The following is a 23,782-nucleotide window of genomic DNA, read 5'->3' on the forward strand; positions in this document are numbered from 1 at the left end:
GACGTATGCGGGCAGTACCTCGTACGCGAGCGCTGAGCGACTCGCCGGGCACGCTCCGGAACCGGCGCGACCGAGCCGCGTGACACCGACACTCAGTGCCACGGCTCAGGGAACCGCCATCTCCAGATATTCCTCCGCCGCCTTTGGCGGACCACCGCCCCGGCACGGTCCACACACCAAGGACCGACGCCGGACAGCACAACCGGTCGCCGAGCCAGACAGGCCGACGTCCGCTCCAGGGAAGGACCCTTCGTGAGCGACACCACCGATCTGATGGGCGCACGTGTCGAGGAGACCGCTGCCGCGCCCGCCACGGACGCCTCCGCGCCTGCCAGCGGTGCCGGCTCCCGGCGGCGCCGCGGTACCGGCCTCGAGGGCATGGTGCTGGCCGAGCTGCAGCAGGTCGCCTCCGGCCTCGGCATCAGGGGCACCGCGCGGATGCGCAAGAGCCAGCTGATCGAGGTCATCAAGGAGGCGCAGGCTGGGGGTACCCCCTCTGGGGGAGGAGGTGCCGCGGCCCCGAAGGCCGACGCCGCCACCGAGACCAAGCCCAAGCGCCGTGCCACCTCCAAGGCGCGCACCGGCGACGACGCCGACAAGAAGGCGAAGGCGGAGGCCCCCGCCGACCAGGCGGTGGCCCAGCAGCAGATCGAGATCCCCGGCCAGCCGGCCGGCGGCCCCTCCCGCGGCGACGCGGACGAGCGGGGCGCGGACGGTGAGCGCGGGGGAGACGACGCGCCGGCCGAGCGCCGCCGCCGCCGTGCCACCGCCGACGCCGGTGCGCCCGCGAGCACGCCCGAGACGGTCACCGCCGAGGCGAAGAGCGAGTCGAAGGCCGAGACGCAGTCCCAGGGCCAGCAGGGCAACGACGCCAAGGGCGACGCCGGTGACGGCGGCGAGAACCGCCGCCGCGACCGCCGTGACCGCGGCCGCGAGCGTGATCGCGGTGACCGCGGCGACCGTCGCAAGGGCGACGACCAGCAGGGCGGCGGCCGTCAGGACCGTCAGCAGGGCCAGCAGCAGGGCGGCGGCCGTCAGGACCGCCAGCGTGACAACGGCCCGCAGGACGACGACGACTTCGAGGGCGGCCGGCGCGGACGTCGTGGCCGCTACCGCGACCGCCGTGGCCGTCGTGGCCGCGACGACGTGCAGGAGCCGCAGATCAACGAGGACGACGTCCTGATCCCGGTCGCGGGCATCCTGGACATCCTCGACAACTACGCGTTCATCCGTACCTCCGGCTACCTGCCCGGCCCGAACGACGTGTACGTCTCCCTCGCCCAGGTCCGCAAGAACGGCCTGCGCAAGGGCGACCACATCACCGGCGCGGTCCGTCAGCCCAAGGAAGGCGAGCGGCGCGAGAAGTTCAACGCGCTGGTCCGCCTCGACTCCGTCAACGGCATGGCGCCCGAACACGGCCGCGGCCGCCCGGAGTTCAACAAGCTGACCCCGCTCTACCCGCAGGACCGCCTCCGTCTGGAGACGGACCCGGGCGTGCTGACCACGCGGATCATCGACCTCGTGTCGCCGATCGGCAAGGGCCAGCGTGGTCTGATCGTGGCCCCGCCGAAGACCGGCAAGACCATGATCATGCAGGCGATCGCCAACGCGATCACGCACAACAACCCCGAGTGCCACCTGATGGTCGTCCTCGTCGACGAGCGTCCGGAAGAGGTCACCGACATGCAGCGGTCGGTGAAGGGCGAGGTCATCTCCTCGACCTTCGACCGCCCGGCCGAGGACCACACCACGGTCGCCGAGCTGGCCATCGAGCGCGCCAAGCGCCTGGTGGAGCTGGGTCACGACGTGGTCGTGCTGCTCGACTCGATCACCCGTCTGGGCCGTGCGTACAACCTCGCCGCCCCGGCCTCCGGCCGCATCCTGTCCGGTGGTGTCGACTCGACGGCCCTGTACCCGCCGAAGCGCTTCTTCGGTGCCGCGCGCAACATCGAGGACGGCGGCTCGCTGACCATCCTCGCGACCGCGCTCGTCGACACCGGGTCCCGTATGGACGAGGTGATCTTCGAGGAGTTCAAGGGCACCGGCAACATGGAGCTCAAGCTCGACCGGAAGCTCGCCGACAAGCGCATCTTCCCCGCGGTGGACGTCGACGCGTCCGGCACCCGTAAGGAAGAGATCCTGCTCGGCAACGAGGAGCTGGCGGTCGTCTGGAAGCTCCGTCGTGTCCTGCACGCGCTCGACCAGCAGCAGGCGATCGAGCTGCTCCTCGACAAGATGAAGCAGACCAAGTCGAACGTCGAGTTCCTGATGCAGATCCAGAAGACGACGCCGACTCCCGGCAACGGCGACTGAGCCGGTTCGCGTCCAGTAGAGGCCGCCCCACGTCACGCGAGTGACGTGGGGCGGCCTTTTGGCGCTGATAGGGACGGGTGCCTCAGGCACCCCTTCCTACTCTTGTGTCTCTGGGGGGACCTTGACCACCACCCAATCCGGCAGCGGTCGTCACAGACGCCGGATCCGCTTCGGGCTGCCCATCGCCGCCGCCGGTGTCGCCGCGGCCGTCGCCGCCGCCCTGCTCACGTCCACCGCGGGAGCCGCCACCGCCGCGCCGCAGCCCACCGTGAAGCCCACCACCGCCTCGGTGCCGTCGGCCGAGCTGGAGCGCCGCGTGACCGGCGCGCTCGCCGGTGACGACGCCGCGGGCGAGACGTCGAAGAAGTCGTCGTACACCGCGGGCGGCGACGACTCGACCGCGAGCCCCATGGTGATCGGCGGCACCACGACCAGCATCACCACGGCGCCCTGGATGGCGCAGCTCTGGTACTACGACGACCGGGGCACCGCCTCCGAGGACGACGACCTCGGCTTCTTCTGCGGCGGCGCCGTCGTCGCGCCGACGAAGATCCTCACCGCCGCGCACTGCGTCAAGGGCTACGACTGGTACAGCTACGGCGCCATCGTCACCGGCACCAACCAGCTGCCCACCTCCGACGGCTCCGGCGGCAGCGACCTGCACGGCGGCACCGTCTCGCTGCCGTACCGGCAGTGGTACCACCCGTCGTACAGCGCGACGACGATCGACAACGACATCGCCGTCATCACGCTGGGCAGCAAGGTCAAGGCGACGCCGATCCGCATGACGACGTCCGGCGACACCGCCTCGTACGCCTCCGGCACCAGCGCCAAGGTCTACGGCTGGGGCCGCACCAGCTCCACCAGCGAGGACATCTCGCAGTCGCTGAAGTCGGCGACGCTGCCCGTGCAGTCCGACAGCACCTGCGCCGGCTACTTCGGCGCGGACTTCGTCAAGGGCCACATGGTGTGCGCGGGCAAGCCGGCCACCGGCAGCGACAGCGGCACCGTCTCCGCCTGCAACGGCGACTCCGGCGGGCCGCTCGTGGTCAACGGCCGTATCGTCGGCGTCGTCTCCTGGGGCGTGCAGAACTGCGTCGCCAAGGGCGCCTACAGCGTCTTCTCGAAGGTCAGCACCTACGTCGGCGCCGCCTACCCGCGCGTCGAGGACACCAACATCAGCGGCGACCACAAGGCCGACCTGTGGGTGCGCAACGCCTCCACCAAGACCGGCTACTCCAAGGACTCCAAGGGCAGCTCCTTCGCGGCCCGCGAGTCCTGGGGCAACTGGAACGGCGTGAACGTCGTCCTGCAGACCGACCTCGACCGGGACGGCTACCAGGACCTGGTGTACCGCCGCAGCAGCGACGGCGACGTCTTCTGGACGCACTACGTGCCGTCCGCCCAGAGCTGGTCCACCAAGAAGATCGCGGACAACTGGAAGACCCGCACCCGCGTCATCACCCCCGGTGACGTCAACGGCGACTACCTGCCCGACCTGATCTCGGTCGACTCCGGCGGGACGCTGTACGTCTACCCGGGCAAGGGCGACGGCACCTTCGGCACCCGCTACTCGGTCCGCACCGGCTGGAACCAGTACAACTCCGTGCGCGGCCACGGCGACTTCACCGGTGACGGCAAGGCCGACCTGATCGCCCGCCAGGCGAGCACCGGTGACATCTACCTGTACAAGGGCACCGGCAAGACCGGCTCCGAGGCGTTCTCGTCCCGGATCAAGGTCCGCAGCCACTGGACGTACAACGCCTTCGACGCCGTCGGTGACATCACCGGCGACGGCAAGGCCGACTTCCTGGCCCGCACCACCGGCGGCACGCTCTACCTCTACAAGGGCACCGGCAAGGCCACGAGCGAGATCTTCGCCACAAGGATCTCGGTCGCGACCGACTTCAAGCAGTACGACATCTTCGGCTGACATCCCAGGTGGGAGCGGGTCCGGCCCGCCCCACCCGCAGCACACCGTGCCCACCGTCGCTCCGGCGGTGGGCACAGTCGTCTGTGCAACCCTCGTCCGGGTTTCCCCGTCTGACCCGACGGGGTGACGATGGTGCGGTAAGGGTGCTTTTGTGCCACGCCCGAACCTGACCGCAAGGGGGAGACGACCGGACGAGAACCGAGGAGCAGAGTGTCAGCCGAGAGCACGCCGGAGCCCGGCATACCGGGCGGAACCGGCTCCAGGACGCCCCGACCGCGCGGCAAGGGACGCCGCCGCAGGCCCCGCCGGAGACGCAAGGGCCTGCTGATCGCCGCCTGGACGGCCGCGGGGATCGTCGTCCTGGGCGGCACCGGCGCCGGATATCTGTACTTCAAGCTCAACGGCAATCTGCAGAGCGTCGACATCGACCAGGCCCTCGGCACCGACCGGCCGCGGAAGGCCGACAACGGCTCGGAGAACATCCTCGTGCTCGGCTCCGACTCCCGCTCCGGCGGCGGCAACAAGAAGCTCGGCGGCGGCGCCGACGACGGCAGCGCCCGCTCGGACACCGCGATGATCCTGCACATCCACAAGGGCCACAAGAAGGCCAGCGTGGTCTCCGTGCCGCGCGACACGATCATCGACCGGCCCCGCTGCACCGACACCGACGGCAACGCGTACCCGGCGGCCTCGGGCGTCATGTTCAACTCGGCGTACAGCACCGGCGGCGCGCCGTGTGCGGTGAAGACGGTGGAGTCCCTGACCGGCATCCGCATGGACCACTACCTGGAGGTCGACTTCTCCGGGTTCCAGAAGCTGATCGACCGGCTCGGCGGCGTCGAGGTCACCACCACCAAGGCCATCGACGACCCCGACAGCCATCTCAAGCTGACGGCCGGCACCCACCGGCTCGACGGCGAGCAGGCCCTCGGCCTGGTTCGCACCCGGCACGGGGTGGGCGACGGCTCCGACCTCGGCCGCATCCAGCTCCAGCAGGCGTTCATGAAGGCCCTCATCGAGCAGGCCAAGAGCATCGACCTGTTCGGCAACCCCAAGCGGCTGCTCGACCTCGCCGACACCGCCACCAAGACCGTCACGACCGACTCCGGCCTGGGCTCGGTCAACCGGCTCATGTCCTTCGCGAACGGCCTCAAGGGCATCAGCTCGAAGAACATGACCATGGTGACGCTGCCCGTCCGCTACGACCCGGCCGACCCGAACCGGGTGATCGTCGCCGAGGCAAAGGCCAAGCAGGTCTTCACGGCCCTCGAGCACGACCGGCCGATCCCGAAGGCGGCCACCGAGGGCACCGCGACGGGCGACGCGAACGGCGTCGTACGGTCCGGGGAATAGATCACCGGGACCCCCGGTTTGGGGGGATGGCCCCAGTCCTGGCAGACTGGTACGTCGGCCCCGGTTCACGCTCCCGCATCCCGCGGCGGCGACCCGGCGCCCTCCAGGAACTCTAGGAGACACCTTGAAGCGCGACATCCACCCCGAGTACGTCGAGACGCAGGTCAGCTGCACCTGTGGCGCGTCGTTCACCACCCGCAGCACGATCTCCAGCGGCACCGTCCGCGCCGAGGTCTGCTCCGAGTGCCACCCGTTCTACACGGGCAAGCAGAAGATCCTCGACACCGGTGGCCGTGTGGCCCGCTTCGAGGCCCGCTTCGGCAAGGCTGCCGCCGGCTCCAAGAAGTAGCGAGCACCGATTCGCCGGTCCACGGCCGCGCCCCCACCAGGCGCGCCGGGACCGGCGTTTTTGGTCGCCCGCCCTTCCCTTCCGTACGCATTTCAGGAGCCCAAGATGTTCGAGGCCGTCGAGGAACTGGTCGCTGAGCACGCCGACCTGGAGACGAGGCTCGCCGACCCGTCGGTCCACTCCGACCAGGCGAACGCGCGCAAGCTGAACAAGCGCTACGCCGAGCTCACGCCGATCGTCGCCACCTACCGGTCGTGGAAGCAGACGGGCGACGACATCGAGACGGCCCGTGAACTGGGCGCCGACGACCCGGAGTTCGCCGCCGAGGTCAAGGAGCTCGAGCAGCGCCGCGAGGAGCTCACCGAGAAGCTCCGCCTGCTGCTCGTCCCGCGCGACCCGAGCGACGACAAGGACGTCATCCTGGAGATCAAGGCGGGCGCCGGCGGCGACGAGTCCGCGCTCTTCGCGGGCGACCTGCTGCGCATGTACCTGCGCTACGCCGAGCGCGTCGGCTGGAAGACCGAGATCATCGACGCCACCGAGTCCGAGCTGGGCGGCTACAAGGACGTCCAGGTCGCCGTGAAGACCAAGGGCGGCCAGGGCGCCACCGAGCCCGGCCAGGGCGTCTGGGCCCGGCTGAAGTACGAGGGCGGGGTGCACCGCGTGCAGCGTGTGCCCGCGACCGAGTCCCAGGGCCGTATCCACACCTCCGCCGCCGGTGTGCTGGTCACGCCCGAGGCCGAGGAGATCGACGTCGAGATCAACCCCAACGATCTGCGCATCGACGTGTACCGGTCGTCCGGGCCGGGCGGCCAGTCGGTCAACACCACCGACTCCGCGGTGCGCATCACGCACCTGCCGACCGGAGTCGTCGCCTCCTGCCAGAACGAGAAGAGCCAGCTGCAGAACAAGGAGCAGGCGATGCGTATCCTGCGCTCCAGGCTGCTCGCCGCGGCGCAGGAGGAGGCCGAGAAGGAGGCCGCCGACGCGCGCCGCAGCCAGGTCCGCACGGTCGACCGCTCCGAGAAGATCCGCACCTACAACTACCCGGAGAACCGCATCTCGGACCACCGGGTGGGCTTCAAGGCCTACAACCTGGACCAGGTCCTGGACGGCGACCTCGACGCCGTGATCCAGGCCTGCGTCGACGCGGACTCGGCGGCCAAGCTGGCAGCCGCGTAAGGACGCCAGGACGTAGGCACGGACGAGTACGACACGGAGGACTTGCGTGCAGCAATCCATTGGGGGGCGACCCTCGAGCCCCCGCAGCGTGCTGCTCGCGGAGGTGGCCCAGGCCACCCAGCGGCTGGCCGACGCCGGCGTGCCCTCGCCGCGCAACGACGCCGAGGAACTCGCAGCGTTCGTGCACGGCGTGAAGCGGGGCGAGCTGCACTCCGTGAAGGACGCCGACTTCGACGCCCGCTACTGGGAGGTCATCGCCCGGCGCGAGCAGCGTGAGCCGCTCCAGCACATCACCGGACGGGCCTACTTCCGCTACCTCGAACTCCACGTCGGGCCCGGGGTGTTCGTGCCCCGGCCCGAGACCGAGTCCGTCGTCGGCTGGGCCATAGACGCGGTACGCGCCATGGATGTCGTCGAGCCCTGCATCGTCGACCTGTGCACCGGCTCCGGCGCCATCGCGCTCGCCCTCGCCCAGGAGGTGCCCCGCTCCCGCGTGCACGCCGTGGAGCTGTCCGAGGACGCCCTGCGCTGGACCCGGAAGAACGTCGAGGGGTCCAGGGTCGAGCTGCGCCAGGGCGACGCCCTGGACGCCTTCCGCGACCTCGACGGCCAGGTGGACCTGGTCATCTCCAACCCGCCGTACATCCCGCTCACCGAGTGGGAGTACGTCGCCCCCGAGGCCCGGGACTACGATCCCGAGCTCGCCCTGTTCTCCGGCGAGGACGGCCTGGACCTCATCCGGGGCATCGAGCGCACCGCGCACCGCCTGCTGCGGCCCGGCGGCGTCGTCGTCATCGAGCACGCCGACACCCAGGGCGGCCAGGTGCCGTGGATCTTCACCGAGGAACGGGGCTGGGCCGACGCCGCCGACCACCCCGACCTGAACAACCGCCCCCGGTTCGCGACCGCCCGCAAGGCGATGCCGTGACCACCCCCCGAGCTCTTGTCCGGAAGTACGTGTACGAGGAGGCCCGCTAGACATGGCACGGCGATACGACACCAACGACGCGACCGACCGTACGACGGGTCTGCGTGAGGCCGCGTCCGCCGTCCGCCGAGGCGAGCTCGTGGTCCTCCCCACCGACACCGTGTACGGCATCGGCGCCGACGCCTTCACCAAGGAGGCCGTCGGCGATCTGCTGGAGGCCAAGGGCCGCGGCCGGAACATGCCGACGCCCGTCCTGATCGGCTCCCCGAACACGCTCCACGGGCTCGTCACCGACTTCTCCGAGCTGGCGTGGGAGCTCGTCGACGCGTTCTGGCCGGGCGCGCTCACCCTGGTCGCCCGGCACCAGCCGTCCCTGCAGTGGGACCTCGGCGACACCCGGGGCACGGTCGCCGTGCGCATGCCGCTGCACCCGGTCGCCATCGAGCTGCTGACCGAGGTCGGCCCCATGGCGGTCTCCTCCGCGAACCTCACCGGGCACCCGGCGCCCGAGGACTGCGACGCCGCGCAGAACATGCTCGGCGACTCGGTCTCCGTCTACCTGGACGGCGGCCCCACCCCGGGCAACGTGCCGTCCTCCATCGTCGACGTCACCCGCGAGGTGCCGCTGCTGCTCCGCGCGGGCGCGATCTCGGCGGAGGAGCTGCGGAAGGTCGTACCCGACCTCGAGGTGGCCAATTGACAGCCCCTGAACCGGGGCGCGGCATAGGCAACCGGGAAAGCGCGGCGGAGATCACGACGACCTTCGTGGGGCTCCCGCGCGACAGCTTCCGCATCCTCCACGTCAGCACCGGCAACGTGTGCCGCTCGCCGATCACCGAGCGGCTGACGCGTCATCTCGTGCAGCAGCGGCTCGGCGTGCTGGGCCGCTCCCTCGTCGTGGAGAGCGCCGGCACCTGGGGCCACGAGGGCGCGCCCATGGAGGCCAACGCCGAGACCGTCCTCGCCGACTTCGGCGCGGACGCCGGCGGCTTCACGGGCCGCGAGCTGCTCGACGAGCACGTCATCATGGCCGACCTGGTCCTGACGGCGACCCGCGACCACCGTGCCCAGGTCATCTCCATGGGCCACTCGGCGGGCCTGCGCACCTTCACCCTGAAGGAGTTCACCCGCCTGGTCCGCGCCATAGACCCCGCGACGCTGCCTCCGCTGGAGGACGGCGTGGTGCGGCGCGCGCGTGCGCTGGTGCGTGCGGCGGCGGCTCTACGCGGGTGGCTTCTGGCCCCGACGGCGGAGGCGGACGAGGTGTACGACCCGTACGGGGCACCGCTGACGTTCTTCCGCTCGGTGGGCGAGGAGATACACGAGGCACTCGATCCGGTGGTGACAGCGCTGACGGGGGTGCCCGCGAGGGCGTGATCGCGGGGGGCGGTGTGCCGGTGGACGGAGTCCGCCGCAGCGGCGCGATGCCCGGGAGGCCCGCGAGGGCCGAGCGGTGCGAGGGGCGCGTCGGGGATGGGTGCCGGTGGTGACGGCGCTGACGGGGGTGCCCGCGAGGGCCTAACACCGCAGGGCGGCTCCGGCCGGCCGGGCCTACATTGGACTCACGTCATCGTCGACGCACGTCCGGAGCCCACCATGTCGGTCACCCATACCCTCGAGGCCGATGTCCTGCGGCGGCAGGACCCCCAGCTCGCCGACATCCTGCACGGCGAGCTCGACCGGCAGTCCACCACGCTCCAGCTGATCGCCGCCGAGAACTTCACGTCGCCGGCCGTCCTGGCCGCGCTCGGCTCGCCGCTGGCCAACAAGTACGCGGAGGGCTATCCGGGCAGCCGGTACCACGGCGGGTGCGAGATGGTCGACGTCGCCGAGCGGCTGGCCGTGGAGCGCGCCAAGGACCTCTTCGGCGCCGAGCACGCCAATGTGCAGTCCCACTCCGGGTCCTCCGCCGTCCTCGCCGCCTACGCGGCGCTGCTGCGGCCCGGCGACACCGTCCTCGCCCTCGGTCTGCCGTACGGCGGGCACCTCACGCACGGCTCGCCCGCCAATTTCTCCGGGCGCTGGTTCGACTTCGTCCCGTACGGCGTCGACGCGGAGACCGGGCTCATCGACCACGACCAGGTGCGCACCCTCGCCCGCACCCACCGGCCCAAGGCGATCGTGTGCGGTTCGATCGCCTACCCCCGCCACATCGACCACGCCTTCTTCCGCGAGGTCGCCGACGAGGTCGGGGCCTACCTCATCGCCGACGCCGCCCACCCCATCGGGCTGGTGGCCGGGGGAGCGGCGCCCAGCCCGGTGCCGTTCGCCGACATCGTCTGCGCCACCACCCACAAGGTGCTGCGCGGTCCCCGCGGCGGCATGCTCCTGTGCGGCTCCGACCTCGCGGAGCGCGTCGACCGGGCGGTGTTCCCGTTCACCCAGGGCGGGGCGCAGATGCACACCGTGGCCGCCAAGGCCGTCGCCTTCGGGGAGGCCGCCACCCCGGCGTTCGCCGCGTACGCGCACCAGGTCGTCGCCAACGCGCGCACGCTCGCCGCCGGCCTCGCCGCGCAGGGGCTGGTCGTCACCACCGGCGGCACGGACACCCACCTCATCACCGCCGACCCCTCCCCGCTCGGCGTCGACGGGCGCACCGCACGCCTCCGGCTCGCGGCGGCCGGCGTCGTACTGGACAGCTGCGCGCTGCCGCACGGCGACGTGCGGGGCCTGCGGCTGGGCACCGCGGCCGTCACCACGCAGGGCATGGGGGAGGAGGAGATGGTCCGGGTGGCGGCGCTCATCGCGCGCGTGCTGCGCGGGGAGGGCGAAAGTCACACGGCCCGTGAAGAAGTGCGGGAGCTGGCCGGTGGATTTCCGCCCTATCCCCGGTGAGACGGGGTACCCGCGCCGGGCACACAGCCACACGTGCAACCATCGTCGTTACCCGGAAGTCCCCTCACATATGCGTCGCGTACGCGTCCGTCGCTAGGGTGTGGGGCTGAGATGGCCGGCGAGATTTGTGGGGAAGCCCGTGCGTGAATACCTGCTGACACTCTGTGTCACGGCCGCGGTGACGTATCTGCTGACAGGGCCGGTGCGGAAGTTCGCGATCGTGGCCGGGGCGATGCCGGAGATCCGCGCCCGTGACGTGCACCGGGAGCCCACCCCGCGGCTCGGCGGGATCGCGATGTTCTTCGGCCTGTGCGCGGGCCTGCTGGTGGCGGACCACCTCACGAACCTCAGCGCGGTCTTCGAGAAGTCCAACGAGCCCCGGGCGCTGCTGTCCGGGGCGGCGCTGATCTGGCTGATCGGCGTCCTGGACGACAAGTTCGAGATCGACGCCCTGATCAAGCTGGGCGGTCAGGTGATCGCCGCGGGTGTGATGGTCATGCAGGGCCTGACCATCCTGTGGCTGCCCATCCCCAAGGTGGGCACGGTCGCGCTGACCCAGTGGCAGGGCACCCTGCTGACGGTCGCCCTGGTCGTCATCACCATCAACGCGGTCAACTTCGTCGACGGGCTCGACGGCCTCGCGGCCGGCATGGTGTGCATCGCGGCGGCGGCGTTCTTCATGTACGCCTACCGCATCTGGTACTCGTACGGCATCGAGGCCGCGGCTCCCGCGACGCTGTTCTCGGCGATCCTGATGGGCATGTGCCTGGGCTTCCTGCCGCACAACATGCACCCGGCGCGCATCTTCATGGGCGACTCGGGCTCGATGCTGATCGGGCTGGTCCTGGCGGCGGGCGCCATCTCCGTCACCGGGCAGGTCGACCCGGACAACCTCTTCGGCGGGTCCGAGCGCAGCGCGGTCCACCAGATGGTGCCCCTCTACATCCCGCTGCTGATGCCGCTGACCATCATCGCGATCCCGGCGGCGGACCTGATCCTGGCGATCGTGCGCCGCACCTGGCGCGGCCAGTCGCCGTTCGCCGCCGACCGGGGGCATCTGCACCACCGGCTGCTGGAGATCGGCCACTCCCACAGCCGTGCGGTGCTGATCATGTACTTCTGGTCGGCCCTGATCGCCTTCGGCGCGCTCGCCTACTCGGTCAACTCGGCGTCCATGTGGATCGTGCTCGGCGTGGTCGTCCTCAGCGCGATCGGCCTGATCCTCCTGCTCCTGCCGCGCTTCACCCCGCGCACCCCCCGCTGGGCGGAACACTTCGTCCCGCCCCGCTACCGCAGGAGCCGCGCCGTGACCCTCTCCGCGGGCACGACCGCCCCCGACCCGGATACCACCGAGAAGACCGCCCCGGAATCCCGCACCCCGGTCGCGGCGGGGGCCGCGGGCCCCAACGGAGCGACGGCGCTGGGCGCCCGCTCCCCCCTGCCGGACAGGCGCGGAGCCGGCTCCTCCCACTGACGACGCAACAACCGGCCGGGCTGAGCAGCACGCTGAGCCCGGCCCCAGCATTTCCGCAGTTTGGCCGGATCGTCTTTCCCACCATCCCTGCCCGCCGAACCGAGCTCGCACGACGCTCTTGATCAGGGACGTTCTGTCCGTCGCCGACCGGCGTGGGCGGCCGGCACTTCGCTGCAAGTAGGGAATGAGCCAGTGGAGAAAGAAAATGCCGATTCGTCCATTAGTAAACATTTGTGACCGTCGAAGCGGTTGATCTAGATTCCCTCCCCGGCGACGCGTTCATGACCAGAACGCCGCACGTCGCCGGCAGTCAGTGCAAACGGAGGGAACACACATGCGTAAGTTCATCGGCTCGGTCGCCGCGGTTGTGGCGCTCGGCAGCTCGCTCAGCTTCGCGGGTGCGACGCAGGCGGTCGCCGCGCCGCAGGAGCCCGCGGCCCAGGCCGACCGGGCCGGGTGCGTCAAGATGCTCGACCGCTACAACCAGGGCATGAACCGCTACATCAAGGTCAAGAACTCGTGTAGCCGCAAGGCGTGCTTCAGCGTGACGGTGGCCGCCCGCAGGGACCCGGAGTTCAGCATCGGCGCCAACAAGACGCAGAGCTTCCGCTACGGCGGTGCGCTGTGGACGAAGGCGACCGGCATCAAGAACATCAGCTGCTGAGCGCACGCTGAAATGAGTGGGCCCCGGCGGGATGACGTACCGCCGGGGCCCCGGTGTGTCCGGGTGGTCACGAGCAAGGTAAGAATCTGACGAGAGCATTGCCAAGTCATGGGGGAACGAACCGCCTCAATATCAGACAAGGCGTCCTGTGAACTGCACAGACGCGCGCAGTCACCCTCATGTGTGACAGTAGGCACACTCCCAGGTAAAGACCTCATCAAATAGTTTGTGATACGGTTCACGAGAACCCCCGGATAGAGCCGTAGGACCGCAGTGCGACGGTCCACCGGCGTGAGGTTCTCTCTCAGCCCGGGACTACGCTCGTCCATGACGACACCCTGCCCCCACCGTGAAAGCGGAGTTGCCGCCATGCCGTCCAATGACGCCCGCACCCTGCTCCAGGCCGGTGTGCCCACAGCTGCCGCCGGCGCCGTAGCCGCCGTCGTCAGTGGTGTGGTCGCCGGTGGCGAGGGCGCGATCGGGGCCGTCGTCGCGACGCTGGTCGTGATCCTCTTCATGGGGCTCGGTCTCTATGTGCTCCAGCGCACTGCCAAATCGCTTCCGCATCTGTTCCAGGCCATGGGGCTGATGCTGTACGCCGCGCAGATCCTGCTGCTCTTCATCTTCCTGGCCGCGTTCAAGAACACGACGCTGTTCAACCCGCGGGCCTTCGCGTTCACCCTGCTCGGGACCACGCTCGTGTGGATCGCCGCGCAGACCCGGGCCCACATGAAGGCCAAGATCCTCTACGTGGAACCCGATTCGGACGCCTCCTCCAAGGGTGGCAAGTCCGAAAAGACGGGGCATTCGTCGTGAGGGGTAGGGGCGGGATAAAGGCGCTCCAGAAGTCCTGCTATCGTCCGGTGCCAACTGCGGCATCGCGGGCGCGGGCATCTGAGCTGACGCCTGCTCAATCGCGAGGCGAGATGCCCCCCAGCCGCCCCCATATCCGTAACACCAGTCCCGTGCCGACCCGCGGCCTCGCGCCGCGCCGACACAACGAGGTTGCCGTACCTATGCGCCACGCTGAAGGAGCCCGCGGTGAGTGCTGACCCGACGCAGGTGCTCGCCTTCGAGACCGACTGCCACATCTTCGACGGCTGTGGCTTCCCGGCTCCCGGCCTGCACTCGTTCCTGTTCGAGCCTCTGTGGGGCGACGCGGACAGCAACGTCTACTTCAACAAGACGATGCTGCTCGCGCTGCTCGGCTCGATCGTCATCATCGGCTTCTTCTGGGCCGCGTTCCGCAAGCCGCAGGTCGTTCCGGGCAAGCTGCAGATGGTCGCCGAGGCCGGGTACGACTTCATCCGGCGCGGCGTCGTCTACGAGACGATCGGTAAGAAGGAGGGCGAGAAGTACGTTCCTCTCATCGTCTCGCTGTTCTTCTTCATCTGGATGATGAACCTCTGGTCGATCATTCCCGTCGCGCAGTTCCCGGTGACGGCGATCATCGCCTACCCGGCGGTGCTCGCGCTGATCGTCTACGTCCTGTGGGTCTCCCTGACCTTCAAGCGCCACGGATTCGTCGGGTTCTTCAAGAACGTCACGGGCTACGACAAGTCGCTCGGCGCGGTGCTTCCGCTCGCCATGCTCATCGAGTTCTTCTCGAACCTGCTGGTGCGGCCCTTCACCCACGCCGTCCGACTCTTCGCGAACATGTTCGCCGGCCACACCCTGCTGCTTCTCTTCACGATCGCCAGCTGGTACCTGCTGAACGGCATCGGGATCGCCTACGCCGGTGTCTCGTTCATCATGACCGTGGTGATGACGGCCTTCGAGCTCTTCATCCAGGCCCTTCAGGCGTACGTCTTCGTGCTTCTGACGTGCACCTACATCCAGGGCGCGCTCGCCGAGCACCACTGAGCCCTCCCTCCCTCGACCTCCAGTCGTCCGGTGGCCAACCCCCACCGGTCCGTAAAGAAAAGGAAGAACTGGCATGTCCCAGACCCTTGCCGCTGTTTCCGGCTCGCTCGGCTCCATCGGTTACGGCCTCGCTGCCATCGGCCCCGGCGTCGGCGTCGGCATCATCTTCGGTAACGGCACCCAGGCTCTCGCCCGTCAGCCCGAGGCTGCCGGCCTGATCCGTGCCAACCAGATCCTCGGCTTCGCCTTCTGTGAGGCGCTCGCCCTGATCGGTCTGGTCATGCCGTTCGTCTACGGCAAGTGATCTGACGATCAACGACCAGCCGACTAGACGAAAGGCACTGAAATGAGCCAACTGCTCATTGTGGCGGCTGAGGAGATGGAAAACCCCCTCGTTCCGCCGATCCCCGAGCTCGTCATCGGCCTCATCGCCTTCGTCATCGTCTTCGGCTTCCTCGCTTGGAAGCTTCTCCCGAACATCAACAAGGTTCTGGAGCAGCGTCGCGAGGCCATCGAGGGCGGTATCGAGAAGGCCGAGGCCGCCCAGACCGAGGCCCAGAGCGTCCTTGAGCAGTACAAGGCTCAGCTCGCCGAGGCCCGGCATGAGGCCGCGCGTCTGCGCCAGGAGGCGCAGGAGCAGGGCGCCACGCTCATCGCCGAGATGCGCGCGGAAGGCCAGCGGCAGCGCGAGGAGATCGTCGCCGCCGGTCACGCCCAGATCGAGGCCGACCGCAAGGCCGCCGCGTCCGCGCTGCGCCAGGACGTCGGCAAGCTCGCCACCGAACTGGCCGGCAAGCTCGTCGGCGAGTCCCTCGAGGACCACGCCCGGCAGAGCCGCGTCATCGACCGCTTCCTCGACGAGCTCGAGGAGAAGGCCGAGGCCGGACGATGAACGGAGCGAGCCGCGAGGCCCTGGCAGCCGCACGCGAGCGACTCGACGCGCTGACGGACAACACGTCCGTCGACGCCGGACGGCTCGCAGACGAGCTGGCCGCCGTCACCGCGCTGCTCGACCGCGAGGTGTCGCTGCGTCGGGTCCTCACCGACCCGGCGCAGGCCGGCGAGGCCAAGGCCGACCTGGCCCGGCGCCTGCTCGGCAACCAGGTCGGCGGCGAGACCGCCGACCTGCTGGGCGGCATGGTGCGCTCCCGCTGGTCGCAGTCCCGCGACCTGGTGGACGCGCTCGAGGAGCTGGCGAACATCGCCGACCTCACCGCCGCCCAGAAGGCGGGCACGCTCGACGACGTCGAGGACGAGCTGTTCCGGTTCGGCCGGATCGTCTCCTCCAACACGGAACTGCGTGCCGCGCTCACCGACCGTGGCGCCACCGCCTCGGCCAAGAGCGAGCTGCTGCGCAGCCTCCTCGGCGGCCGGGCCAAGGCGACCACCGAGCGTCTGGTGACGCGCCTCGTGACCGCGCCGCGTGGACGTAGCCTGGAGTCGGGACTGGAGTCCCTGTCCAAGCTCGCCGCCGAGCGCCGGGAGCGCATGGTCGCCGTGGTCACCTCGGCGGTGCCGCTGAGCGACCGGCAGAAGCAGCGCCTGGGCGCAGCCCTCGCCAAGGTCTACGGCCGTCAGATGCACCTCAATCTCGACGTGGACCCCGAGGTCGTCGGAGGCATCCGGGTGCAGGTCGGCGACGAGGTCATCAACGGCTCGATCGCGGACCGCATCGAGGACGCCGGCCGCCGCCTGGCGGGCTAGCAGCAACTCAATACGCAGTACGTACTTACGACGGCCCAGTTGGGTCGTACAGAGGATTCACCTCGTTCAGGGGGGAGTCCCCATCCCCCCAAAGTGAAACTTCGGGCCCAACAAGGAGAGCAGGGAACCCAGATGGCGGAGCTCACGATCCGGCCGGAGGAGATCCGGGACGCGCTGGAGAACTTTGTCCAGTCGTACAAGCCGGACGCGGCCTCGCGCGAGGAGGTCGGTACGGTCACCCTTGCCGGCGACGGCATCGCGAAGGTCGAGGGCCTCCCCTCGGCCATGGCCAACGAACTGCTGAAGTTCGAGGACGGCACCCTCGGCCTCGCGCTCAACCTGGAAGAGCGCGAGATCGGCGCCATCGTCCTCGGTGAGTTCAGCGGCATCGAGGAGGGCCAGCCGGTCACGCGCACCGGTGAGGTGCTCTCCGTGGCCGTCGGCGAGGGCTACCTCGGCCGTGTCGTCGACCCGCTCGGCAACCCGATCGACGGCCTCGGCGAGATCGAGACCAGCGGTCGTCGTGCCCTCGAGCTGCAGGCCCCCACGGTCATGCAGCGCAAGTCGGTGCACGAGCCGATGGAGACCGGCTACAAGGCCGTCGACGCGATGACCCCGATCGGCCGTGGCCAGCGTCAGCTGATCATCGGTGACCGCCAGACCGGCAAGACCGCCCTGGCCGTCGACACGATCATCAACCAGCGCGACAACTGGCGCTCCGGCGACGTGAACAAGCAGGTCCGCTGCATCTACGTCGCCATCGGCCAGAAGGGCTCGACCATCGCGTCGGTCCGCCGCGCGCTGGAGGAGAACGGCGCGCTGGAGTACACGACCATCGTCGCCGCCCCGGCGTCCGACCCGGCCGGCTTCAAGTACCTGGCGCCGTACACCGGTTCGGCCATCGGCCAGCAGTGGATGTACGAGGGCAAGCACGTCCTCATCATCTTCGACGACCTCTCGAAGCAGGCCGACGCCTACCGCGCCGTGTCCCTGCTGCTGCGCCGCCCGCCGGGCCGTGAGGCCTACCCGGGTGACGTCTTCTACCTGCACTCCCGTCTGCTGGAGCGCTGCGCGAAGCTCTCCGACGAGATGGGTGCCGGCTCGATGACCGGTCTGCCGATCGTCGAGACCAAGGCCAACGACGTCTCGGCGTTCATCCCGACCAACGTCATCTCCATCACCGACGGCCAGTGCTTCCTGGAGTCGGACCTCTTCAACGCCGGTCAGCGCCCCGCGCTGAACGTCGGTATCTCCGTCTCCCGAGTCGGTGGTTCCGCGCAGCACAAGGCGATGAAGCAGGTCTCCGGCCGTCTGCGTGTCGACCTGGCCCAGTTCCGTGAGCTGGAGGCGTTCGCCGCCTTCGGTTCCGACCTGGACGCCGCGTCGAAGGCGCAGCTGGAGCGCGGCCAGCGCATGGTCGAGCTGCTGAAGCAGGCCCAGTACGAGCCCATGTCCACCGAGGACCAGGTCGTCTCCGTGTGGGCCGGTACCACCGGCAAGATGGACGACGTCCCGGTCGCCGACATCCGGCGCTTCGAGAAGGAGCTCCTGGAGTACCTGCACCGCAAGGAGCAGGGCCTCATGACCTCCATCAAGGAGGGCGGCAAGATGTCGGACGACACCCTCACCGCCGTCGCCGACGCCATCGCGGAGTTCAAGAAGCAGTTCGAGACCGCGGACGGCAAGCTGCTCGGCGAGGACGCTCCGGCCGCTGCCGCCAAGTGACGTAAGGAAGGGACCTGACTCATGGGAGCTCAGCTCCGGGTCTACAAGCGTCGCATCCGATCCGTCACCGCGACCAAGAAGATCACGAAGGCGATGGAGATGATCGCCGCCTCGCGCGTCGTCAAGGCGCAGCGCAAGGTGGCGGCCTCCACGCCGTACGCGACCGAGCTCACCCGCGCGGTCACGGCGGTCGGCACCGGATCGAACACCAAGCACCCGCTGACCACGCAGGCCGAGACGGTCACGCGGTCCGCGGTGCTGCTCCTCACGAGCGACCGTGGTCTCGCCGGCGCCTTCAACTCCAACGCCATCAAGGCGGCGGAGCAGCTGACCGAGCGCCTGGAGCGCGAGGGCAAGCAGGTCGAGACGTACATCGTGGGCCGTCGCGGTGTGGCGCACTACAACTTCCGCGAGCGCAAGATCGCGGAGTCGTGGAGCGGCTTCACGGACGAGCCGACGTACGCGGACGCCAAGACGGTCGCGGCCCCGCTGATCGAGGCCATCGAGAAGGACACGGCCGAGGGCGGCGTGGACGAGCTCCACATCGTCTACACCGAGTTCGTCTCGATGATGACGCAGCAGGCGCTGGGCGCCCAGCTGCTTCCGCTGCGCCTCGAGGAGGTCGCGCAGGAGACCGCCCCGTCCAAGGGCGAGATCCTGCCGCTGTTCGACTTCGAGCCGTCGGCGGAGGACGTCCTCGACGCCCTGCTGCCGCGGTACGTCGAGAGCCGGATCTACAACGCGCTGCTCCAGTCGGCCGCTTCGAAGCACGCCGCCACGCGGCGCGCGATGAAGTCGGCCACCGACAACGCGGGCGAGCTGATCAACACGCTCTCCCGTCTTGCCAACGCGGCCCGCCAGGCCGAAATCACCCAGGAAATCAGCGAGATCGTCGGTGGCGCCAGCGCCCTGGCCGACGCGACCGCGGGGAGTGACCGATAAATGACCACCACTGTTGAGACCGCGACGGCTACGGGCCGCGTCGCCCGGGTCATCGGCCCGGTCGTCGACGTGGAGTTCCCCGTCGACGCGATGCCGGAGATCTACAACGCCCTTCACGTCGAGGTGGCCGACCCGGCCAACGCCGGCGAGAAGAAGACGCTGACCCTCGAGGTCGCCCAGCACCTGGGCGACGGCCTGGTCCGCACCATCTCCATGCAGCCCACCGACGGCCTGGTCCGCCAGGCCGCCGTCACCGACACGGGCACGGGCATCACCGTCCCGGTCGGCGACTTCACCAAGGGCAAGGTGTTCAACACCCTCGGTGAGGTGCTGAACGTCGACGAGAAGTACGAGGGCGAGCGCTGGTCCATCCACCGCAAGGCCCCGAACTTCGACGAGCTCGAGTCGAAGACCGAGATGTTCGAGACCGGCGTCAAGGTCATCGACCTTCTCACCCCGTACGTCAAGGGTGGAAAGATCGGCCTGTTCGGCGGTGCCGGCGTCGGCAAGACGGTGCTCATCCAGGAGATGATCTACCGCGTCGCCAACAACCACGACGGTGTGTCGGTGTTCGCCGGTGTCGGTGAGCGCACCCGTGAGGGCAACGACCTCATCGACGAGATGAGCGAGTCGGGCGTCATCGACAAGACCGCGCTGGTCTTCGGCCAGATGGACGAGCCCCCGGGCACCCGTCTGCGCGTGGCCCTGGCCGGTCTGACCATGGCGGAGTACTTCCGCGATGTGCAGAAGCAGGACGTGCTGTTCTTCATCGACAACATCTTCCGCTTCACCCAGGCCGGTTCCGAGGTGTCGACCCTGCTCGGCCGTATGCCCTCCGCGGTGGGCTACCAGCCGAACCTGGCCGACGAGATGGGTCTCCTCCAGGAGCGCATCACCTCGACCCGTGGTCACTCGATCACCTCGATGCAGGCGATCTACGTCCCCGCGGACGACCTGACCGACCCGGCGCCGGCCACCACCTTCGCCCACCTCGACGCGACGACGGTTCTGTCCCGTCCGATCTCCGAGAAGGGCATCTACCCGGCCGTGGACCCGCTGGACTCCACGTCCCGGATCCTGGACCCGCGCTACATCGCGCAGGACCACTACAACACCGCGATGCGCGTCAAGGGGATCCTGCAGAAGTACAAGGACCTCCAGGACATCATCGCGATCCTCGGTATCGACGAGCTCAGCGAGGAGGACAAGCTGGTCGTCCAGCGTGCCCGCCGCGTCGAGCGCTTCCTGTCCCAGAACACGCACGTCGCCAAGCAGTTCACCGGTGTGGACGGCTCGGACGTGCCGCTGGACGAGTCGATCACCGCGTTCAACGCGATCTGCGACGGTGAGTTCGACCACTTCCCGGAGCAGGCGTTCTTCATGTGCGGTGGTCTCGAGGACCTCAAGAAGAACGCGAAGGAGCTGGGCGTCTCCTGACGCATCGGTCTTCGTGAGCCATTGAGCTCGTGATGAGGGGGCGGGGGCACGTCCCGCCCCCTCATTCATGCCTATTAGACTTGTAACCAACACCCGGCAGAACCGCCGGGTGGTGACCCGAGGAGCCATCTTGGCTGCTGAGCTGCACGTCGCGCTGGTCGCCGCCGACCGTGAGGTCTGGTCGGGCCAGGCCACCCTGGTCGTCGCGCGCACCACGTCCGGCGACATCGGCGTCATGCCCGGTCACCAGCCGCTGCTCGGTGTGCTGGAGTCGGGCCCGGTGACCATCCGTACGAGTGATGGTGGGACCGTCATCGCCGCGGTGCACGGCGGTTTCATCTCGTTCGCGGACGACAAGCTGTCGCTGCTGGCGGAGATCGCCGAACTGTCCGAGGAGATCGACGTCCAGCGCGCGGAGCGGGCGCTCGAGCGCGCGAAGTCGGCGGACGACGCCTCCGCCGGACGCCGCGCGGAGGTCCGCCTGCGGGCGGCGACGGCGCGCTGACCCCCCGGGTCGCCTCCCGGGCCCTTTAGGCTCAGGGGGAGCGCTCGCGATTGACGTCACTCAGCCGCGGCTGGGACCGGAGCGATCCGGTGCCGGTCGCGGCTGTGGCAGATATGGAAGTTTTTTCCGTTCCGTTACCTAGGAGACGAGGAGGTCGGTGTCGATGGTCCTCGCTCTGACTGTGTGCGGAACCGTCGTCGCCCTTGTGGTGCTGGGGTTGTTCGTCTTCGGCCTGCGCCGCAGGCTCATCCAGCGCTCGGGCGGCACCTTCGACTGTTCCCTGCGCTGGGACGTGCCGGAGAAGACCGACACCAGCGGCAAGGGCTGGAGCTACGGCGTCGCCCGCTACAACGGCGACCGCATCGAGTGGTACCGCGTCTTCTCCTACGCCTACCGTCCGCGCCGCGTCCTGGAGCGTTCCGCCATCGAGGTGGCCGGCCGCCGTGTCCCCGACGGCGAGGAGGAGCTGGCGCTCCTCTCGGACGCCGTCATCCTCACCTGTCTCCACCGGGGCACCCGGCTCGAACTGGCCATGAGCGAGGACGCGCTCACCGGCTTCCTGGCCTGGCTGGAGGCCGCCCCGCCCGGCCAGCGCGTCAACGTCGCCTGAGAAGAACGCGAAAAAAGACCGCCACGGACAGGCTCGTGACCTGTCCGTGGCGGCTTCGTACTGCCGTACGGGTTACTGCAGACCGCTGTTGATGGCGCTCACCAGCTCACCGTTGCCGGTGTCGCCGCTGAACTCCCAGAAGAAGGCTCCGCCGAGGCCCTGGTTCTTGGCCCAGCTCATCTTCCCCGCGATCGTCGACGGGGTGTCGTACGACCACCAGTTGGTGCCGCAGTGGGCGTAGGCGGTGCCGGCGATGGTGCCGTTGGCCGGGCAGGAGTTCTTGAGGATCTTGTAGTCCTCGATGCCCGCCTCGTAGGTGCCGGGGGCCGCGCCGGTCGCCGTGCCGCCGGGGGCGGCCTGGGTCACACCGGTCCAGCCGCGGCCGTAGAAGCCGATGCCGAGCAGGAGCTTCTTGGACGGCACGCCCTTGGACTTCAGCTTGGCGATCGCGTCGGCCGAGTTGAAGCCGGCCTGCGGGATGCCGGCGTACGACGTCAGCGGCGAGTGCGGGGCCGTCGGGCCCTGCGCGTTGAAGGCGCCGAAGTAGTCGTACGTCATCACGTTGTACCAGTCGAGGTACTGCGAGGCGCCGCCGTAGTCGGCCGCGTCGATCTTGCCGCCGTTGGAGCCGTCGGCGGTGATGGCCGCGGTGACCAGGTAGTTCGAGCCGAACTCGGCGCGCAGCGCCTGCATCAGCGTCTTGAAGGCCGCCGGGCCGGAGGTGTCACAGGTCAGACCGCAGGCGTTCGGGTACTCCCAGTCGATGTCGATGCCGTCGAAGACGTCGGCCCAGCGCGGGTCCTCCACGACGGCCTTGCAGGACTTGGCGAACGCGGCCGCGTTCTGTGCCGCCTGGCCGAAGCCGCCGGAGTAGGTCCAGCCGCCGAAGGAGTACAGCACCTTGATGTGCGGGTACTTCGCCTTCAGCTGGCGCAGCTGGTTGAAGTTGCCGCGCAGCGGCTGGTCCCAGGTGTCGGCCTGGCCGCTGACGGACTGGTCGGCGGTGTACGCCTTGTCGTAGGCGGCGTAGGTGTCGTCGACGGTGCACTGACCGTTCTTGACGTTGCCGAAGGCGTAGTTGATGTGGGTGATCTTGGACGCGGAGCCCGACGTCACCAGGTTCTTGACGTGGTAGTTGCGGCCGTAGACGCCCCACTCGGTGAAGTAGCCGAGCTTGACCTTGTCGCCGGTGGGCGGCGGCTCGGTGGTGCCGCCGGTGGTGCGCACCGCGCGGGCGCCGCTGACCGGGCCGGTCTGGTCGGCGGTGTCCCGCGCCTGGACCGTGTAGGAGTAGTCGGTGCCGGCGGTGAGGCCGGTGTCCGAGTACGAGGTGGACGTCACGGTCGCGACCTTGGCGCCGTCACGCAGCACGTCGTAGTTCTTGACGCCCTTGTCGTCGGTGGCCGCGCTCCAGGACAGCTTCACCGAGGTGTTGGTGATGTCCGAGGCGGTGGGGGTGCCGGGGGCGCTGGGCGGGTTGTCCCCGGGCTCGCTCGGCCCGCCGTCACAACTGCCGCCGTTGAGCTTGCAGTTGGAGGGGGATCCGGAGCCCTTGCCGTTGAAGCCGAAGCTGATGGAGGCGCCGGGGGCGAGCGTGCCGTTCCAGGACTTGTTCTTGGCGGTCCAGTGGTTGCCGGAGGAGGTGACGTCGGCGTCCCAGGCGGAGGTGACCGAGGTGCCGGAGGGGAAGTCCCACTCGACGGTCCACGAGGAGAGCGTCGTGGTGCCGGTGTTCTTCACCGTCCACTTGCCCTCGAAGCCGGTGCCCCAGTCCTGGGGCTTGGAGTAGGTGGCGGTGGCGGAAGCCGCCGCCTCGGCGGGGCTCGCGAGGCCGACCAGGCCTGCCAGCGGGAGCAGCAGCGTCGCGAATCCTGCCACGGCTCTGTGTCTGAAGCGCATGTCGCGCCTCCTTGGGGAGTCCTGGGGCGTGACTGAGCCTCACGCCCACTCATGGTGCGGTGAGAA

22 protein-coding genes are annotated in these 23,782 nt (G+C 69.3%); 21 read left to right on the top strand and 1 reads right to left on the bottom strand.

Annotated elements, in window-relative coordinates; genetic code table 11:
• Nucleotides 1–252: 252 nt before the first annotated feature.
• From rho to KBY32_RS04840, 21 genes are all read left to right on the top strand, one after another.
• A complete protein-coding gene (gene rho, locus KBY32_RS04740; RefSeq protein WP_210978991.1) occupies nt 253–2,313 on the top strand; it encodes a transcription termination factor Rho in 2,061 nt (686 codons plus the stop codon).
• A gap of 121 nt (nt 2,314–2,434) precedes the next feature.
• Nucleotides 2,435–4,246, top strand: coding sequence for a trypsin-like serine protease (locus KBY32_RS04745; RefSeq protein WP_247689012.1), 1,812 nt, complete (start codon nt 2,435–2,437; stop codon nt 4,244–4,246).
• A 210-nt stretch (nt 4,247–4,456) separates the two neighbouring features.
• Nucleotides 4,457–5,599 (top strand): LCP family protein, encoded by a 1,143-nt coding sequence (locus tag KBY32_RS04750; protein ID WP_210978992.1) that lies wholly within the window; start codon nt 4,457–4,459, stop codon nt 5,597–5,599.
• A gap of 124 nt (nt 5,600–5,723) precedes the next feature.
• Nucleotides 5,724–5,948 carry a 50S ribosomal protein L31 gene (rpmE, locus tag KBY32_RS04755; protein ID WP_055625166.1) on the top strand — a complete coding sequence of 75 codons (225 nt, stop codon included), beginning with the start codon at nt 5,724–5,726 and terminating at the stop codon, nt 5,946–5,948.
• Between the two features lie 105 nt (nt 5,949–6,053).
• Nucleotides 6,054–7,130, top strand: coding sequence for a peptide chain release factor 1 (gene prfA, locus KBY32_RS04760; RefSeq protein WP_055625167.1), 1,077 nt, complete (start codon nt 6,054–6,056; stop codon nt 7,128–7,130).
• Between the two features lie 88 nt (nt 7,131–7,218).
• Complete coding sequence (gene prmC, locus KBY32_RS04765) at nt 7,219–8,058, top strand: peptide chain release factor N(5)-glutamine methyltransferase (RefSeq protein ID WP_055625168.1); 840 nt, start codon at nt 7,219–7,221, stop codon at nt 8,056–8,058.
• A gap of 52 nt (nt 8,059–8,110) precedes the next feature.
• Entirely contained in the window at nt 8,111–8,758 is a 648-nt protein-coding gene (locus KBY32_RS04770) for an L-threonylcarbamoyladenylate synthase (protein WP_055625169.1), read from the top strand.
• Nucleotides 8,755–9,435, top strand: coding sequence for a protein-tyrosine-phosphatase (locus KBY32_RS04775; RefSeq protein ID WP_055625170.1), 681 nt, complete (start codon nt 8,755–8,757; stop codon nt 9,433–9,435). Before KBY32_RS04770 ends, KBY32_RS04775 begins: the two co-directional genes overlap by 4 nt.
• 219 nt (nt 9,436–9,654) lie before the next feature.
• The gene (gene glyA / locus KBY32_RS04780) at nt 9,655–10,893 is read left to right on the top strand and encodes a serine hydroxymethyltransferase (RefSeq protein WP_055625171.1); all 1,239 of its coding nucleotides are present in this window, start codon (nt 9,655–9,657) and stop codon (nt 10,891–10,893) included.
• Between the two features lie 139 nt (nt 10,894–11,032).
• On the top strand, nt 11,033–12,367 hold the full coding sequence (locus KBY32_RS04785; RefSeq protein ID WP_210978993.1) for an MraY family glycosyltransferase: 1,335 nt from the start codon (nt 11,033–11,035) through the stop codon (nt 12,365–12,367).
• Nucleotides 12,368–12,701: 334 nt separating this feature from the next.
• Nucleotides 12,702–13,031 (top strand): hypothetical protein, encoded by a 330-nt coding sequence (locus KBY32_RS04790; RefSeq protein WP_210978994.1) that lies wholly within the window; start codon nt 12,702–12,704, stop codon nt 13,029–13,031.
• A 369-nt stretch (nt 13,032–13,400) separates the two neighbouring features.
• Nucleotides 13,401–13,847, top strand: a complete 447-nt coding sequence (locus tag KBY32_RS04795; protein WP_115507573.1) for a hypothetical protein — start codon at nt 13,401–13,403, stop codon at nt 13,845–13,847.
• A 225-nt stretch (nt 13,848–14,072) separates the two neighbouring features.
• Nucleotides 14,073–14,894: a F0F1 ATP synthase subunit A gene (atpB, locus tag KBY32_RS04800; RefSeq protein WP_210978995.1), complete on the top strand. Its 822-nt coding sequence runs from the start codon at nt 14,073–14,075 to the stop codon at nt 14,892–14,894.
• Between the two features lie 73 nt (nt 14,895–14,967).
• Nucleotides 14,968–15,198: an ATP synthase F0 subunit C gene (gene atpE / locus KBY32_RS04805; RefSeq protein ID WP_024884520.1), complete on the top strand. Its 231-nt coding sequence runs from the start codon at nt 14,968–14,970 to the stop codon at nt 15,196–15,198.
• 42 nt (nt 15,199–15,240) lie between these two features.
• A complete protein-coding gene (locus KBY32_RS04810; protein ID WP_210978996.1) occupies nt 15,241–15,786 on the top strand; it encodes a F0F1 ATP synthase subunit B in 546 nt (181 codons plus the stop codon).
• Nucleotides 15,783–16,598, top strand: a complete 816-nt coding sequence (locus tag KBY32_RS04815) for a F0F1 ATP synthase subunit delta (protein ID WP_086866971.1) — start codon at nt 15,783–15,785, stop codon at nt 16,596–16,598. Before KBY32_RS04810 ends, KBY32_RS04815 begins: the two co-directional genes overlap by 4 nt.
• A 132-nt stretch (nt 16,599–16,730) precedes the next feature.
• Nucleotides 16,731–18,323 carry a F0F1 ATP synthase subunit alpha gene (atpA, locus tag KBY32_RS04820; RefSeq protein WP_055625177.1) on the top strand — a complete coding sequence of 531 codons (1,593 nt, stop codon included), beginning with the start codon at nt 16,731–16,733 and terminating at the stop codon, nt 18,321–18,323.
• Between the two features lie 21 nt (nt 18,324–18,344).
• Nucleotides 18,345–19,265 (top strand): F0F1 ATP synthase subunit gamma, encoded by a 921-nt coding sequence (locus KBY32_RS04825; RefSeq protein WP_055625178.1) that lies wholly within the window; start codon nt 18,345–18,347, stop codon nt 19,263–19,265.
• On the top strand, nt 19,266–20,702 hold the full coding sequence (gene atpD, locus KBY32_RS04830; protein ID WP_055625179.1) for a F0F1 ATP synthase subunit beta: 1,437 nt from the start codon (nt 19,266–19,268) through the stop codon (nt 20,700–20,702).
• Between the two features lie 130 nt (nt 20,703–20,832).
• Nucleotides 20,833–21,207, top strand: coding sequence for a F0F1 ATP synthase subunit epsilon (locus KBY32_RS04835; RefSeq protein ID WP_055625180.1), 375 nt, complete (start codon nt 20,833–20,835; stop codon nt 21,205–21,207).
• Nucleotides 21,208–21,370: 163 nt separating this feature from the next.
• A complete protein-coding gene (locus tag KBY32_RS04840; protein ID WP_055625181.1) occupies nt 21,371–21,817 on the top strand; it encodes a DUF2550 domain-containing protein in 447 nt (148 codons plus the stop codon).
• A gap of 72 nt (nt 21,818–21,889) precedes the next feature.
• Here KBY32_RS04840 and KBY32_RS04845 read toward each other — a convergent pair whose 3' ends face one another.
• A complete protein-coding gene (locus KBY32_RS04845; RefSeq protein WP_210978997.1) occupies nt 21,890–23,716 on the bottom strand; it encodes a glycoside hydrolase family 18 chitinase in 1,827 nt (608 codons plus the stop codon).
• Nucleotides 23,717–23,782: the final 66 nt, after the last annotated feature.

The sequence above is a fragment of the Streptomyces sp. RK62 genome, from assembly GCF_018070255.1.
Taxonomy (GTDB): domain Bacteria; phylum Actinomycetota; class Actinomycetes; order Streptomycetales; family Streptomycetaceae; genus Streptomyces; species Streptomyces nigra.

What these genes read in the sequence shown, in the direction of transcription:
- prfA (WP_055625167.1), top strand. Translation starts at nt 6,054, where the DNA reads ATGTTCGAGGCCGTCGAGGAACTGGTCGCTGAGCACGCCGACCTGGAG.
- KBY32_RS04770 (WP_055625169.1), top strand. Translation starts at nt 8,111, where the DNA reads ATGGCACGGCGATACGACACCAACGACGCGACCGACCGTACGACGGGT.
- glyA (WP_055625171.1), top strand. Translation starts at nt 9,655, where the DNA reads ATGTCGGTCACCCATACCCTCGAGGCCGATGTCCTGCGGCGGCAGGAC.
- KBY32_RS04790 (WP_210978994.1), top strand. Translation starts at nt 12,702, where the DNA reads ATGCGTAAGTTCATCGGCTCGGTCGCCGCGGTTGTGGCGCTCGGCAGC.
- KBY32_RS04795 (WP_115507573.1), top strand. Translation starts at nt 13,401, where the DNA reads ATGCCGTCCAATGACGCCCGCACCCTGCTCCAGGCCGGTGTGCCCACA.
- atpE (WP_024884520.1), top strand. Translation starts at nt 14,968, where the DNA reads ATGTCCCAGACCCTTGCCGCTGTTTCCGGCTCGCTCGGCTCCATCGGT.
- KBY32_RS04810 (WP_210978996.1), top strand. Translation starts at nt 15,241, where the DNA reads ATGAGCCAACTGCTCATTGTGGCGGCTGAGGAGATGGAAAACCCCCTC.
- KBY32_RS04815 (WP_086866971.1), top strand. Translation starts at nt 15,783, where the DNA reads ATGAACGGAGCGAGCCGCGAGGCCCTGGCAGCCGCACGCGAGCGACTC.
- atpA (WP_055625177.1), top strand. Translation starts at nt 16,731, where the DNA reads ATGGCGGAGCTCACGATCCGGCCGGAGGAGATCCGGGACGCGCTGGAG.
- KBY32_RS04825 (WP_055625178.1), top strand. Translation starts at nt 18,345, where the DNA reads ATGGGAGCTCAGCTCCGGGTCTACAAGCGTCGCATCCGATCCGTCACC.
- atpD (WP_055625179.1), top strand. Translation starts at nt 19,266, where the DNA reads ATGACCACCACTGTTGAGACCGCGACGGCTACGGGCCGCGTCGCCCGG.
- KBY32_RS04840 (WP_055625181.1), top strand. Translation starts at nt 21,371, where the DNA reads ATGGTCCTCGCTCTGACTGTGTGCGGAACCGTCGTCGCCCTTGTGGTG.
- KBY32_RS04845 (WP_210978997.1), bottom strand. Translation starts at nt 23,716, where the DNA reads ATGCGCTTCAGACACAGAGCCGTGGCAGGATTCGCGACGCTGCTGCTC.